Consider the following 14130-nt stretch of genomic DNA (forward strand, 5'->3'; position numbering starts at 1 on the left):
CCCGCCGGCCCCCGTGAACAGGCACGGCAGTGCGAGGACCTGTAAAGATGATCGAGTGCGTACCGAGGACGTCCTGGCTGCCATCGCGACCGGGTTGTGGCGCTGGGACAACGCCTCCGGAACGGTCAGCCTCGACAGCGAGGCCGCCCGGCTCCTCGGGCTGCCCGCGGAGCCCGCCGTACTGCCGGAGGTCGCCGTACGGTCCCGGTTCCACCCGGTGGACTGGAACGAGATCAACGGCATCATCAACCTCGCGGTGGCCGAAGACACCCTCGCCGAGGCCCGGCTCCGGATCATGGACGAGGACGGACGGGTCCTGCGGACCGTGCGCAGCCGGTCCAGGCCCCTGGAGAACCGCATCGTCGACGGCCGCTTCGACTACGAGCTGATCGGCACCATCCAGGAGATCGTCGAACCGCAGCCGGGCACCACCGCCGTGCACACCCCGATCACGGGGGATTGGCGGCGCTCCCGCGAGGCCTTCCTACTGGACGCGGGGCGGGCGCTCGCCGAGGCCCGGTCCACGGCCGAGGTGCTGCGCGTCGCCGCCTCGCTCTCCATGCCCGGTTTCAGCCCCGACGGGCTGGCCGTCTTCGGTGTGGTCGGGGACCAGCTGTCGATCATCGGGCACCACGGACACGCCCCCGGGGAAGAGGGCCCCTTCACGGAGATGCGGCTGGAGACGGACTATCCGGCTGCTGAGGTCGTACGGACCGGACGGGCGATCTACCTGCCGTCCCCCGAGGACTACAAGCGACGCTTTCCGGCCGCCTGGCCGCTGGCCCAGCGTTTCGACCGGGTCTCCTGGTCCTTCCTCCCCCTGATCGTGGCCGGGCGGACCATGGGCGCCTGGATGGCCGCGTTCAAGCACCCCGTGTCGTTCTCGCCGGACGAGCGGTCCGTCCTGACGACGGTCGCCCGGATGCTGGCCCAGGCGCTCCAGCGCGCCGGAGTGGCCGAATCCGAGCGGGAACTCACCACGGACCTGCAACGGTCGATGATGCCGACCCTGGGCCCCGAGATCCCGGGCATGCAGATCGCCGCGCGGTACGTTCCGACGGGCGGCGGACTCCAGGTCGGCGGCGACTGGTACGACATGATCCCGCTGCCGTCGGGCCGGTTCGCGCTGGTCATCGGCGACGTACAGGGGCACGACGTCCGGGCCGCCGGACTGATGGGCCAACTGCGGATCGCGGTGCGCGCGTACGCCTCCGAGGGCCACCGGCCCGATGCGGTGCTCTCCCGCGCCTCCCGCTTCATGGCGGGCATCACCGACTCGTACGGGGACTCCGACCTCCACAGCCCCCGCTTCGCGACCTGCCTGTACGTGGAGTGCGATCCGGAGACGGGACTGCTGGAGGTGGCCCGGGCCGGCCACCCCGATCCGGCGATCCGGATGGCGGACGGCACCGTACTGACGCGCCCGACCGCCGGGGGCCTCCCGCTCGGCATCGTCCCGGACACGGACTACCCGACGACGCAGTTCACGCTGCAGCCCGGCGAGACGATGATGCTGTGCACCGACGGGCTCATCGAGACCGGCGGGCACGACCTGGACACCGGCTGGGCACGACTGCGGGCGGTCTTGGAGTCGGAGACCCGTACGGCCCGGTCCGACGGGTTCGACGGGTTCGACGGGTTCGACGGGCCTGACGGCACCGAAGGCACCGACTGGCTGGAGAGACTCGCCGACCTGCTGGTGCAGGCCGTGCACGGGCCCTCCTCGCACCACACGACCGGCCCGCTGGCCGACCGGCGCGAGGACGACATAGCCGTCGTCCTGCTGTGCCGGGAGGGCGCGGGCTGCGGCTGCGGCGCCCCGCCGACGCACGCGGCACGCCCGATGCGCCGTACCGTGCTGACCGTGGCACAGGCGGAGCCGGAGCGGATCGCGGGCGCGCGCCAGCAGATCCGGGAGCTGCTGCACGACTGGGCGGACGCGGAGCAGGTGGACTCGGCGGTGCTCATGGTCTCCGAAATGCTGACGAACGTCCTCATGCATACGGACGGCGACGCGCTGCTGGTCGCGGAGGCGGTGGGCGAGCTGGCGGCGCGGCGGTTGCGCATCGAGGTGGCGGACGCGAGCGACGAGCTTCCGCACAAGCGGCATCCGGGCCTGATGGCGTCCAGCGGCCGCGGCGTCCTCCTGATGGAGATGCTGGCGGACACCTGGGGCGTGGACCCGCGCGGAGAGGGCAAGTCGATCTGGTTCGAGCTCCACGAGCAGTCGAAGGAGGACTCCGCGCCGTCGACGTGGCCCACGACAAGGTGAGGACCGGTGTGCGTGGTTGGATGCAGCCGTGCTGACTCCCCTGCTTCCCCTGCCGGTCCGGCGACTGGCGGCGTGGTGCATCGTCGCCCTGCTCGTCACCGGTGTGTTCGCAGTCGGCGTGTGGCTGTGCATCACCTTCAAGACAGCCGTCACACCGCTCCTGCTGGCGCTGCTCGGCACCGCCCTGCTCGGGCCGATGCACCGCCGCCTGGTACGGATGAAGGTCAATCGCTCCCTCGCCGCCGCGGTCACCTGCATCACGGTGCTCGCGGTGTTCGGCGGGGCGACGTACATCGTCGTCCATGCCCTGATCAGCACCGGCGACCAGATCGTGGGCTCCCTCAGGCGCGCCGGCCAGGACCTCGCGGGGCAGTTCGGGGCCGCCGGAACCTCCCTGGAGGATCTGGCCGCCCACGCCAAGGAGCTGCTGGCCAAGTTCGGCGGTACGGCCGCCTCCGGCGTCATCACCGGCATCAGCGTGGTCGGCGAGATGATCGCGACCGCGATCCTCGCCCTCCTGCTGATGTTCTTCTTCCTGCGCGACTCCGACCGCACCGCCGCGGCCCTGCGCTCACTCGCGCCCCACACGACCGGCGACACCGTGGAGGCCATGGCCCGCCGCGCCTTCGAGGCCGTGCAGGGCTTCATGCGCGGCACCACCTTCATCGCCCTGATCGACGCCGTCTGCATCACGATCGGCCTGCTGGTACTCCGCGTCCCCGGTGCCGTGGGGCTCGGTGCCCTGGTGTTCGTCGGCGCGTACATCCCCTACCTGGGCGCCTTCATCTCCGGCGCGGTGGCCGTCCTGGTCGCCTTCGCCGAACGGGGCTGGGTCATCGGACTGTGGGCGGTGGGCGTGGTGCTCGCCGTACAGCTGCTGGAGGGGCACGTCCTGCAGCCCGTCGTGCAGAGCCGGACGGTGCAGATGCACCCTGCCATGGTCTTGCTCGCCATCACGGCCGGCGCGAGCGTCGCCGGAATCCTGGGGATGCTGCTGGCCGTACCGGTGACCGCGGCAGCGTTCGGCGTGGTGTCCGAGCTCCGGGGGCGCTACGCGGCCGAGCGCCCTGAGCTCCCCGAGCGCCCCGAGGAACGCGAGGAGCCGGAGTAGCGGGGCTTTCCGGACCGGACCCCGGTGACGTCGCCGCTCACCGTCGCCGTGGCGCCGTGGAGCGGACGGATCACCGGGGTCCTGGCCGGGCCGTCTCCGGCGTGGCGGGCCTCCCCGTACTGAGCCGGCGGAGGCCCGGCGCCGTTAGCAGTCAGGAGTGCTGCTCTGCCGAGGTGGTGCCCCGGGCCGTGGTGGGGATGGTCCCCAGCCGGCCCGCCTGGAAGTCGTCGAACGCCTGCTGGAGCTCGTGCCGGCTGTTCATGACGAACGGCCCGTAGTGCGCCATCGGCTCCCTGATCGGGCGCCCGCCGAGGAGGACGACCTCCAGGTCCGGGGCGTTCGAGTCCTGGGACTCGTCCGCCCGCACCGTGAGCGAGCCACCCTCGCCGAAGACCGCCGTCTGCCCGGTGTGGACGGGCCGCCGGTCGGTGCCGACGCTGCCGCGGCCGGCCATGACGTACGCGAGGGCGTTGAAGTCCTCGCGCCACGGCAGGGTGAGCTGCGCGCCCGGGGTGACGGTCGCATGGATCATCGTGATCGGGGTGTGGGTGATGCCGGGGCCGGCGTGGCCGTCCAGCTCGCCGGCGATCACGCGGAGCAGGGCGCCGCCGTCGGGGGTGGACAGCAGCTGGACCTGGCCGCCACCGATGTCCTGGTAGCGCGGGGGCATCATCTTGTCGGAGGCCGGGAGGTTCACCCACAGCTGGAGGCCGTGGAAGAGCCCGCCGCTGACGACGAGGGACTCCGGCGGGGCCTCGATGTGCAGGAGCCCGGAACCGGCGGTCATCCACTGGGTGTCGCCGCCGTTGATGACTCCGCCGCCACCGTTGCTGTCCTGGTGGACGAAGGTTCCGTCGATCAGGTACGTGACGGTCTCGAAGCCGCGGTGCGGGTGCCAGGGAGTGCCCTTGGGCTCGCCCGGCGCGTACTCCACCTCCCCCATCTGGTCCATCATGATGAACGGGTCGAGGTACTGGTAGTTGATCCCGGCGAACGCGCGGCGCACCGGGAACCCCTCGCCCTCGAACCCACTGGGAGCGGTCGTGACGGCCAGCACCTTGCGGGCGGCGGTCTCCTGGGCGGGCTCGGCGACGCGGGGAAGCGTCAACGGGTTCTCCACAGTCACTGCAGGCATGGTCGGAACCTCCTTCTGCGTCGAGTTTAGTTGAAACTCGAACTTTCTGCCACACCCCGCAGAACAGAACGGGCCCCGGGGGAATTCCCCCGGGGCCCGCGGCCACGAAACCGGCCCGAAGAAACCGTCACCACTTTCGGTGCACAGCTGCCTTGCTCCCAGTCACCAAGCTGGCCGGCGGAACGTCATCGGCTACGACCGCGCCAGCGGCAACCACGGCGTCACGGCCAATGCTGACGCCGGGCAGGATCGTGGCACCGGCACCGATCCACACGTTCTCCGCCACATCGATGGGTGCGCCGGTCAGGTACAACCGCCGCTCCTCGGGATCAACCGGGTGGCCGCTGGTGATGAACGTGACCTTCGGTCCGATCATCACGCGCTCGCCGAGTCGGATGCCGGCATAGTCCAGAAACGTGCAGTTCTGGTTGATGAAGACGCGCTCGGCGAGGTCGAGGTTCAGGCCGTGGTCCGTGTAGAAGGGCGGATAGATCGTGACTCTCGGCGGCAGTGGCTTGCCAAGGATCTGTTCGAACAGTTCCGCCTTGCCCGCTTCGTCGTCGAAAGGCAGGACGTTCAGGCGGGAGGTGAGCTCGGTGACCCGCAGGACCCTCTCGGCCATGGCCTGGAACTCGGCGCTGTGGATGCGCATCAGGCGGTCGCTGGACATGCCACGATCCTTTCTGCAAAAGCGAACCGGAACGGCCCGGAGCACCCCTACTCAAACCCCTGCGGCAGGTCATCGAGTCGGTCAACGAGACCTTCAAGGGCCAACTCGATCTCGAACAGCACCGAGGACGCACACCCGTCGGTGTCGTCGCCCACGTCATGCAGCGCATCCTCGCGCTCACCGCCGCGATCTGGCACAACGACCACACCGGTAAGCCCGTTCTACGGCCACTGACCGCCTACGATCACTGACCCCTTGGGATCGATCATCTAGCCGTACATGCGGCGCATCGCGAAGTCGACCATCTGCTCGACGGCCTTCGCGTCGAAGACCATCCGGTGATCGCCCTCCATGTCGAGGACGAAGCCGTACCCGGTCGGCAGCAGGTCGATCACCTCGGCGCCCGTGATCACGAAGTACTTGGACTCCTTGCCGGCGTACCGTCGGAGCTCCTTGAGCGTGGTGAACATCGGGATCACCGGCTGCTGCGTGTTGTGCAGCGCCAGAAAGCCCGGGGTCTCGCCGCGCGGGCAGTAGACCTTCGAGGTGGCGAAGATCTGCTGGAAGTCCTCGGCGGACAGCGACCCGGTGGTGAAGGCCCGTACGGCGTCCGCGAGCGACGGCGGGGACGGCTCCGGGTACAGCGGCGGCGCCTGCTGCGCGTAGCCCTGCGGGGGCTGCTGCGCATACTGCTGCTGGGCACCCGGGTTCTGGTCGTAGCCGTACATGGGCGCCAGCCTACCGAGCGGCCGAAGCCGTACCGGCCGGTACCGGCCACTGCTGTCCAGCGGCGGGCGTCAGCCGGACAGTTTCCCCGCCTTCAGCGCCCGCACGAACGGCACCCACGCACCGGCCGTGACGATCACTGCGGGCGCGTGCGGCCTCTTCGAGTCCCGGACGGGAACGATCCCGACCAGGCCGTCCGCGACCTCGACGCAGTCCCCGCCATCGCCGTTGCTGTGGCTGCTCTTGCGCCAGCGGGCGGCACCGGGGAAGGCCTCAGCCACCTCGACGCAGTCACCGCCGCTTGCGTTGCTGTAGCTGCTCTTGCGCCAGCGGGCCGTGCTCAAGTCAACTCCGTTGCTTGCCATTTCGATAGTCCTCTGCCGCTTCTTCGATCAACGAGAGGGACGCGTCCGGGGGCAACGCAGCGGCCCTGAGCCGATCGTATGCCTTGCGGTAATGCCTCACGAGGGCCGGATCGTCGACGGTCTGGCCGTGGTACGGCCCCTCCGTATACATCAGCGCCGGTTCGTCATCGAACTCCATGAACTTCAGCGTCAGGGTCATGAAGGGTCGGGTCGGCGCGTTCCACGGAAGGATCTGTGGAACGATCCGGCCGCGCCTAGCCAAGGTAGCGATCCGGTCCAGCTGGTCGGCCATCCCCGAAGCCGGGAGGAGCGGGTGGCGCACCAGCGACTCGTGCAGGATGACCCAGTACTCCGGTTTCTTAGGGTCATCGAAGAGGCCTGCGCGCTGCAACCTCGCGCCGATCTTCGCGTCGACTTCCTCCGGGAGGTCCAGTGGATGTGTCGCGCGGACAACCGTCCGCGCGTATGCCTCGGTCTGAAGCAGCCCGGGGATGAGCGCGTTGCACCACTCCTCGATGGTCCGCGCCCGCGTCTCCGCCTCTGCGATCGGCGCGAAGTACGAAGCATGTGCACCCTGCTTCGCCTTCCGGACGTCCTCGCAGCGCCGCGCGAAGAACCCATCCGTCCGCAGCACCTGATCCACATGCCGCGCCAGATCCATCGGCATGCGCCGCTGACCTCGCTCGATCTCGCTCAGGTAGCTGACGCCGTAGAAGCAGCCCTCCACCGTCTGTTGAAGCGTGCGGCCCGCCGCCTCCCGCTTCCAGCGCAGTTCCTTGCCGTAAAAGGCCGGGACGCTCGCCGAGCCGTCAATGTCCTTCGGTGGGGCCACTATCGCCCGCCCTTTCCACACCTCGCGCCGTGGACTAGAAACCCTTCCCACGCTACGCCGGGCCGCGCCAGGCTGTGAGCAGTTCGTCACAGTCAGTCCGCACATCGCGCATCGCACAGGAACGGAATCCCCCCATGAGTGACCACGCCGCCGACCGTGAGGCGATCAAGGCCCTGACGGAGCTCCGCGCCGCCCTCGCCGCGCACGGCATCACACTCCCCTCCCTCGACCTGCACCTCCCCTCCTATGCGAGCGCGTACCAGACCCCTCCCCTCCTTGCCCTCGGCAACTGCAACATCGACACCGCCCACCGCCTGGCCGCCGCCCTCCAGGGGCAGGTCAGGGCCGCGCGGTGAGGCCGTTCACCGTGGGGCTGCTCGCCATGGCGAAGGCGGTGCCCGAGGTGCGTCACGCCGTGCGCGAGCACCTCGGTTCGGTCTGTCCCGACGCTGAGCTCTGCGTCAGCGAGCTGCTGACCAACGTGATCACCCACCTAGGCGAAGGCACGCCCGTCACCCTGCGGATCACCGGAAGGGCAACCCGTACGCGGGTCGAGCTCACCGATCCCGATCCGCGGGTGTGGCCCGTACTGCGGCAGGCGGGCGACGGCGACGAGTCCGGGCGGGGGCTGGCCCTGCTCGACGCGGTGGCCGTGCGGTGGGGGGTCAGCCGCGGCCCAGACGGCAAGACCGTCTGGTGCGAGCTTTGACCCTGGTCACAGTCGACACAGGAGGGTTGCCGTTATTACCGACGGGTAGCATCATGACGTTACCGATTGGTATGTACGAGGAACCTGTCTCCCCGAGCCTTAACGGAGCCGTCGCCATGGGGCACTACAAGTCGAATCTCCGCGACATCGAGTTCAACCTCTTCGAGGTGCTCGGCCGCGACAAGCTGTACGGCACCGGCCCGTTCGGTGAGATGGACACCGAGACCGCCAAGAGCATCCTGTCGGAGCTCACCCGCCTCGCCGAGAACGAGCTGGCCGAGTCCTTCGCGGACGCCGACCGCAACCCGCCGGTCTTCGACCCTGCCACCAACACCGCGCCGGTTCCGGCCTCGTTCAAGAAGAGCTACGAAGCCTTCATGGACTCCGAGTACTGGCGCCTGGGCCTGCCCGAGGAGATCGGCGGCACCACCTCGCCCCGCTCCCTGATCTGGGCCTACGCGGAGCTGCTGCTCGGCTCGAACCCGGCCATCTGGATGTACTCCTCCGGCCCGGCGTTCGCCGGCATCCTCTTCGAAGAGGGCAACGAGGCGCAGAAGAAGGTCGCCCAGATAGCCGTCGAGAAGCGCTGGGGCTCCACCATGGTCCTCACCGAGCCGGACGCCGGCTCGGACGTGGGCGCCGGCCGCACCAAGGCCGTGCAGCAGGAGGACGGCTCCTGGCACATCGAGGGCGTCAAGCGCTTCATCACGTCCGGTGAGCACGACATGGAGGAGAACATCCTCCACTACGTCCTCGCCCGCCCCGAGGGCCACGGCCCGGGCACCAAGGGCCTGTCCCTCTTCCTGGTCCCGAAGTTCCACTTCGACTGGGAGACCGGCGAGCTGGGCGAGCGCAACGGCGTCTACGCGACGAACGTCGAGCACAAGATGGGCCTCAAGGCCTCCAACACGTGCGAGATGACCTTCGGCGACCAGCACCCCGCCAAGGGCTGGCTGATCGGCGACAAGCACGACGGCATCCGCCAGATGTTCATGATCATCGAGTTCGCCCGCATGATGGTCGGCACGAAGGCCATCGCGACGCTCTCGACGGGCTACCTGAACGCGCTGGAGTACGCCAAGGAGCGCGTGCAGGGTCCGGACCTCGCGAACTTCATGGACAAGACCGCGCCCAAGGTCACCATCACGCACCACCCCGACGTGCGCCGCTCGCTGATGACGCAGAAGGCGTACGCCGAGGGCATGCGCGCCCTGGTCCTGTACACCGCCTCCGTCCAGGACACGATCCAGGTCAAGCAGGCCGCGGGCGAGGACGCCTCCGCCGAGATCGGCCTGAACGACCTGCTCCTGCCGATCGTGAAGGGCTACGGCTCGGAGAAGTCGTACGAGCAGCTCGCGCAGTCCCTGCAGACCTTCGGCGGCTCCGGCTACCTGCAGGAGTACCCGATCGAGCAGTACATCCGGGACGCCAAGATCGACACCCTCTACGAGGGCACCACGGCGATCCAGGGCCAGGACTTCTTCTTCCGGAAGATCGTCCGCGACCAGGGTGCCTCGCTGAACGTCCTCTCCGAGACGATCAAGAAGTTCCTGGCGGAGGCCGTCGGCGGCGAGGAGCTGGCCGGCGCCCGCGACGCGCTCGCCAAGGCCGCCGTGGACCTGGAGGCCATCGTCGGCCAGATGATCGTCGACCTCACCGCCACCGGCGAGGACGTCAAGAACATCTACAAGGTCGGCCAGAACACCACCCGCCTGCTCATGGCCTCCGGCGACGTGGTCGTCGGATACCTGCTGCTCAAGGGCGCTGCCGTGGCCGCCGAGAAGCTGGCGACGGCTTCCGCGAAGGACGTCCCCTTCTACACCGGCAAGATCGCTGCCGCGAAGTTCTTCGCGTCGCAGGTCCTGCCGAACGTCTCGGTCGCCCGCTCGCTGGCCGAGGCCGTCGACAACTCCCTGATGGAGCTCGACGAGGCCGCCTTCTAGGCCTCTCGGGGGCTCCCAGGCTCCCCGGCTCCAGGGGCCGAGGGGGCCAGGGGCGCCCCAACCGGGTACGCACAGCGGCCGGACCTCCGTACGGGGAGGTCCGGCCGCCGGCATGTGCGGGCCCGGCCGATCCCGGCGCGCTCCGGGTCCGGGGCGGGCCGCCCCCGGCGCGGCGAGCACCCGGCGCGGGCCGCCCCCGGCGCGGCGAGCACCCGGCCCGGCCTGCGGATTCCCGGGATGTCGGTCGTTCGTGGGACGCTCGTAGACATGAGTCCAGCAGAGCAGCACGGCAACAGCAGGGGGTACTCCGTCCCGACCGGGCGGCCGTACGCCCTCAAGGAGCTGCAGGCTGCCCTGGGCAGCCTCGGCGACCACCTGCGTGAGCTGTACGACGGCGCCCACCCCGCGGAGTACGAGGCCGTCGCCGACGCCCTCTACACCGCCTTCCAGACCGCCGCCGGGCTCGCCCCCGCCAAGAGCTACACCGGCTGCCCCGAACACCCCAACGGCGCCCTCGACCCCGAGGCGCCCGACGGCTGGGGGCGCTGCCTGATCTGCAACGACCGGCGCCGCCTCGGACTGCGGGCGCAGGGCGTCCGCAGCGCCCGGCCGTCCGCCGCCCCGCCCGCCGGGGAGCAGCGCCGACTCGGCTATCCCGTACCAGACCCCCCGTACACCCTCCAGGCCCTGCGCGATCACCTCCGTACCGTCGAGGACCGCCGCTTCCACCTGGGCTTCTCCTCCCCCGCCGAGGAGTTCGTGCGGATCGCGGACGATCTCCACCGGGCGTTCATCGTGGCCCGCGAACTGTCCCGGCCGCGGAACGCCTCCGGCTGTTCGGAGCACCCCGGCGCGCCCATCGATCCGGACGCGCCGCCCGGCGAGGCCTGTATCTTCTGCGCCGGACGCAAGAGACGCGCGCAGCGCTCCGCTACGGCCCCGGAAATGCTCCCGCGCATCCGCCGGGGCGAGCGCAGGCAGTTGCAGCGCCGATTCGAGCGCCCACCGGGCTGAAACCGCCGGGACCGCGGACCACCCAGCCCGCGCCCCGGCGTTCCGACCATCCGCCGCAGCCCGACCATGGCGAACACGACCGTCGTTAAGGTGAACCACATGAGCTCTCCCGCCCGCTTCGACCGCGGCCACACCGACGATCTGATGACCTTTTTGACGGCCAGTCCGTCGCCGTACCACGCCGTGGCCAATGCGGCCGAGCGGCTGGAGAAGGCAGGCTTCAGGCAGTTGTCGGAAACGGACGCCTGGGATTCGGGCAGCGGAGGCCGGTTCGTCCTCCGCGGCGGAGCGCTCATCGCCTGGTTCGTACCGGAGGGCGCGGTCGCGCACACCCCGTTCCGGATCGTCGGCGCACACACCGACTCCCCCAACCTGCGGGTCAAGCCGCTCCCTGACACGGGCTCACAGGGCTGGCGGCAGATCGCCGTCGAGATCTACGGCGGCACGCTGCTCAACACATGGCTGGACCGCGACCTGGGCCTCGCGGGCCGGCTGAGCCTGCGCGACGGCAGCGAGCGGCTGGTGAACGTGGACCGCGCACTGCTGCGCGTCCCGCAACTGGCCGTCCACCTGGACCGATCGGTGAACAGCGACGGCCTCAAGCTCGACAAGCAGCGCCACATGCAGCCGATCTGGGGCCTGGGCGAGGTCCAGGAAGGTGACCTCATCGCCTTCCTGGAGGAGGAAGAGGGCCTTCCGCAGGGCTCGGTGGCCGGCTGGGACCTGATGGTCCACTCGATCGAGCCGCCGTCGTACCTGGGGCGCGACCACGAGCTCGTGGCAGGCCCGCGCATGGACAACCTGATCTCGGTGCACGCCGGCATCGCGGCACTGATCGCAGCCTCCACCGCCCCGAAGCTGGACCACATCCCGGTGCTGGCCGCCTTCGACCACGAGGAGAACGGCTCGCAGTCGGACACCGGCGCGGACGGCCCGCTGCTGGGGAACGTGCTGGAACGTTCCGTCTTCTCGCGCGGCGGCTCGTACGAGGACCGCGCGCGGGCCCTGGCGGGCACCATCTGCCTGTCCTCCGACACCGGCCACGCCGTGCACCCCAACTACGCGGAGCGCCACGACCCCTCACACCACCCGCGCGCCAACGGTGGCCCGATCCTCAAGGTCAACGTCAACCAGCGGTACGCGACGGACGGCAGCGGGCGCGCCGTCTTCGCCGCGGCGTGCGAGCGGGCCGGCGTGCCGTGGCAGACCTTCGTCTCGAACAACTCGATGCCGTGCGGCACGACGATCGGCCCGATCACGGCCGCGCGCCACGGGATCCAGACGGTGGACATCGGGGTCGCGATCCTCTCCATGCACAGCGCCCGCGAACTGTGCGGTGCGGACGACCCGTACCTGCTCGCGAACGCGCTGGTGGCCTTCCTGGAGGGCTGACCCCGTACGGCCGGGACTGCTTGGCGGAGCCCCGCCGTACGGGACTCCTAAGCCTCGTCGTCCAGGCCGGCGAGGACGAGGGGGAGCCGGGTCACGCCCTGCGGGGTGACCCGGACCGGGACGCCCCAGTCCTGCTGGTGGACGTGGCAGGCCGGGTACTCGTTCGCGGGGTCGTCGTCGCACGACGCCGCCATGGCGGAAACGTGCAGGACCCCCTCGGTGACGTCCGGGGAGAGGGCCAGTTCCCGGAACAGGTCCGTCCCCGCCCCCTCGCCCGCAACCAGCAGCTCGGGCGGGGTCGAGGACACCAGCAACCGCGTCGACGGCCCGTACCGCGTGTCGAGCTTCTGACCGGTCGGTGCCTGGAACACCACGTCGAGCCGGAGCGTGCCCGGGGCGACCTCGGTGGCGGCCCGCTGGGTGCGGTGGGCGACGGCGTCCACCCGTACCGCCTCCTCCGGCAACCTCAACCGGGTCAGCCGGTGCCGGGCGGACTCGACGACCACGATGTCCTCGCCCACCAGCACGGCGTCGCTGGGCTCCCGCAGGTCGGTGGCCAGTGTGGAGACCTGGCCGGTCGCCGGGTCGAACCGGCGCAGGGCGTGGTTGTACGTGTCGCACACCGCGACCGATCCGTCCGGCAGCGCGGTCACACCGAGCGGGTGCTGGAGCAGGGCCTGGTCGGCGTCGCCGTCCCGGTGGCCGAAGTCGAACAGCCCGGTCCCGACGGCGGTACGGACCGCGTACCCGCCCTCAGCGTCGGCGGCCGGCTCCACGTACCGCAGGGCGCTGTTCTCGGAGTCCGCGATCCAGAGCCTGTCCCCGGCGGCGGCGAGCCCGGAGGGCTGCGCGAGCCAGGCCTCCAGGGCGGGTCCGTCGTGCAGGCCCTCGCTGGTCGTCCCCGCGGCGACAGCCACGAGCCCGGTCTCCGGGTCCCAGGTCCACAGCTGGTGCACGCCCGCCATGGCGATCCACACCTTGCCCTGCCACCAGGCCACGTCCCACGGCGAGGACAGGTCCACCTCCAGGGCCGGCCCGGAAGCCGGCGACCCCTGCCACCACTGCCGCCCCGTTCCCGCGACGGTCTCGACCACGCCCGTCGCGGGGTCGAAGCGCCGCAGGGCGTGGTTGACGGTGTCGGCGACGATCACCGATCCGTCGGGCAGCAGCGCCAGGCCCTGCGGCTCGCTGAAGGTCCCCGGCCCGAAGCCGCGCTCACCGCTGCCGATGCGCCGTACGACGCTCTCGCCGTCGGCGGCCAGCTCCACGAGCTGGTGCCGCGTCGAGTCCGACACCAGGAAGTTCCCGGACGGCAGCGCGAGCGCCTTCCCGGGGAACCGCAGGTCCGTCGCAACCGGCTCGGGCGCCACGTACGGCCCGTCCCCGCGCCGCAGGGTCCCCTTGGCCTCGTGCTCCGCCTCCAGCTCCGCCACCAGCCGCTCGATGGCGTGCGCATGTCCCTCGCCGGCATGCTGCGCGACGATGTACCCCTCGGGGTCGATCACGACGAGCGTGGGCCAGGCCCGTACGGCGTACTGCTTCCAGGTGGCGAGCTCGGGATCGTCCAGCACGGGGTGGTGCACCTCGTACCGCTCGACGGCATCGACGACGGCCGCGTGCTCGGCCTCGTGGACGAACTTCGGCGAATGCACGCCGATGATCACGACGGTGTCCCGGTGCTTCTCCTCCAGCTCCCGCAGCTCGTCCAGGACGTGTAGGCAGTTGATGCAGCAGAAGGTCCAAAAATCGATAACAACGCACTTACCTCGCAGGTCGGCGAGGGTCAGCTCCTTGCCTCCGGTGTTGAGCCAGCCGCCCTTGCCGATCAGCTCGGGGGCACGGACACGGGCACGGCGGGGCGCGGGCGCAGGGGTGGGCGCCGAGGCAGCATCGTTCATGCTTCAAGCTTGCCATCCGCCCGTGAGCGCCGGTCCCGGCAGTGCGAAGCCCCTCCCCGCCGC

General features: G+C 70.3%; 13 protein-coding genes and 1 pseudogene. 8 read left to right on the forward strand and 6 right to left on the reverse strand.

All coding sequences use genetic code 11. From position 1 onward, the window contains the following. Positions 1-55 precede the first annotated feature (55 nt). Together ABZZ20_RS19455 and ABZZ20_RS19460 are read left to right on the forward strand one after the other, a co-directional pair. Positions 56-2272: a SpoIIE family protein phosphatase gene (locus ABZZ20_RS19455; protein WP_356871047.1), complete on the forward strand. Its 2217-nt coding sequence runs from the start codon at positions 56-58 to the stop codon at positions 2270-2272. Between the two features lie 31 nt (positions 2273-2303). Then, positions 2304-3383 carry an AI-2E family transporter gene (locus ABZZ20_RS19460; protein WP_356871270.1) on the forward strand — a complete coding sequence of 360 codons (1080 nt, stop codon included), beginning with the start codon at positions 2304-2306 and terminating at the stop codon, positions 3381-3383. A 151-nt stretch (positions 3384-3534) separates the two neighbouring features. Here the strand turns inward: ABZZ20_RS19460 and ABZZ20_RS19465 are convergent, their stop codons facing one another. Next, positions 3535-4518: a pirin family protein gene (locus ABZZ20_RS19465; protein WP_356871049.1), complete on the reverse strand. Its 984-nt coding sequence runs from the start codon at positions 4516-4518 to the stop codon at positions 3535-3537. Positions 4519-4645: 127 nt separating this feature from the next. Continuing rightward, positions 4646-5188, reverse strand: a complete 543-nt coding sequence (locus ABZZ20_RS19470; RefSeq protein WP_356871051.1) for a DapH/DapD/GlmU-related protein — start codon at positions 5186-5188, stop codon at positions 4646-4648. Positions 5189-5247: 59 nt separating this feature from the next. On the opposite strand from ABZZ20_RS19470, the pseudogene ABZZ20_RS19475 reads away from it, so the two are divergent. Beyond that, positions 5248-5439, forward strand: a pseudogene (locus ABZZ20_RS19475) (IS982 family transposase); the annotation flags it as partial. A gap of 18 nt (positions 5440-5457) precedes the next feature. Here the strand turns inward: ABZZ20_RS19475 and ABZZ20_RS19480 are convergent. The 3 genes from ABZZ20_RS19480 to ABZZ20_RS19490 all read right to left on the reverse strand — a co-directional run bounded on the left by ABZZ20_RS19480 (position 5458) and on the right by ABZZ20_RS19490 (position 7111). Continuing rightward, a complete protein-coding gene (locus ABZZ20_RS19480; RefSeq protein ID WP_356871053.1) occupies positions 5458-5916 on the reverse strand; it encodes an SseB family protein in 459 nt (152 codons plus the stop codon). 69 nt (positions 5917-5985) lie between these two features. Continuing rightward, positions 5986-6279 carry a DUF397 domain-containing protein gene (locus ABZZ20_RS19485; RefSeq protein ID WP_356871055.1) on the reverse strand — a complete coding sequence of 98 codons (294 nt, stop codon included), beginning with the start codon at positions 6277-6279 and terminating at the stop codon, positions 5986-5988. Next, positions 6260-7111 carry a helix-turn-helix transcriptional regulator gene (locus tag ABZZ20_RS19490; RefSeq protein WP_356871057.1) on the reverse strand — a complete coding sequence of 284 codons (852 nt, stop codon included), beginning with the start codon at positions 7109-7111 and terminating at the stop codon, positions 6260-6262. The genes ABZZ20_RS19485 and ABZZ20_RS19490 overlap by 20 nt, the downstream gene beginning before the upstream one ends. Before the next feature lie 134 nt (positions 7112-7245). Here ABZZ20_RS19490 and ABZZ20_RS19495 point away from each other — a divergent pair, with 134 nt between their 5' ends. The 5 genes from ABZZ20_RS19495 to ABZZ20_RS19515 all read left to right on the forward strand — a co-directional run bounded on the left by ABZZ20_RS19495 (position 7246) and on the right by ABZZ20_RS19515 (position 12169). Then, positions 7246-7467, forward strand: a complete 222-nt coding sequence (locus ABZZ20_RS19495) for a hypothetical protein (protein ID WP_356871059.1) — start codon at positions 7246-7248, stop codon at positions 7465-7467. Next, complete coding sequence (locus tag ABZZ20_RS19500; protein WP_356871061.1) at positions 7464-7820, forward strand: ATP-binding protein; 357 nt, start codon at positions 7464-7466, stop codon at positions 7818-7820. The genes ABZZ20_RS19495 and ABZZ20_RS19500 overlap by 4 nt, the downstream gene beginning before the upstream one ends. Before the next feature lie 116 nt (positions 7821-7936). Beyond that, a complete protein-coding gene (locus tag ABZZ20_RS19505) occupies positions 7937-9763 on the forward strand; it encodes an acyl-CoA dehydrogenase (RefSeq protein WP_356871063.1) in 1827 nt (608 codons plus the stop codon). A gap of 267 nt (positions 9764-10030) precedes the next feature. Then, on the forward strand, positions 10031-10777 hold the full coding sequence (locus ABZZ20_RS19510; RefSeq protein ID WP_356871065.1) for a hypothetical protein: 747 nt from the start codon (positions 10031-10033) through the stop codon (positions 10775-10777). A gap of 99 nt (positions 10778-10876) precedes the next feature. Continuing rightward, complete coding sequence (locus ABZZ20_RS19515; protein WP_356871067.1) at positions 10877-12169, forward strand: M18 family aminopeptidase; 1293 nt, start codon at positions 10877-10879, stop codon at positions 12167-12169. 47 nt (positions 12170-12216) lie between these two features. Here ABZZ20_RS19515 and ABZZ20_RS19520 read toward each other — a convergent pair whose 3' ends face one another. Then, positions 12217-14067 carry an NHL domain-containing thioredoxin family protein gene (locus ABZZ20_RS19520; protein ID WP_356871069.1) on the reverse strand — a complete coding sequence of 617 codons (1851 nt, stop codon included), beginning with the start codon at positions 14065-14067 and terminating at the stop codon, positions 12217-12219. Positions 14068-14130: the final 63 nt, after the last annotated feature.

Origin of the sequence: Streptomyces sp. NPDC006430, assembly GCF_040612395.1 — a bacterium.
Classification (GTDB): Bacteria; Actinomycetota; Actinomycetes; order Streptomycetales; family Streptomycetaceae; genus Streptomyces.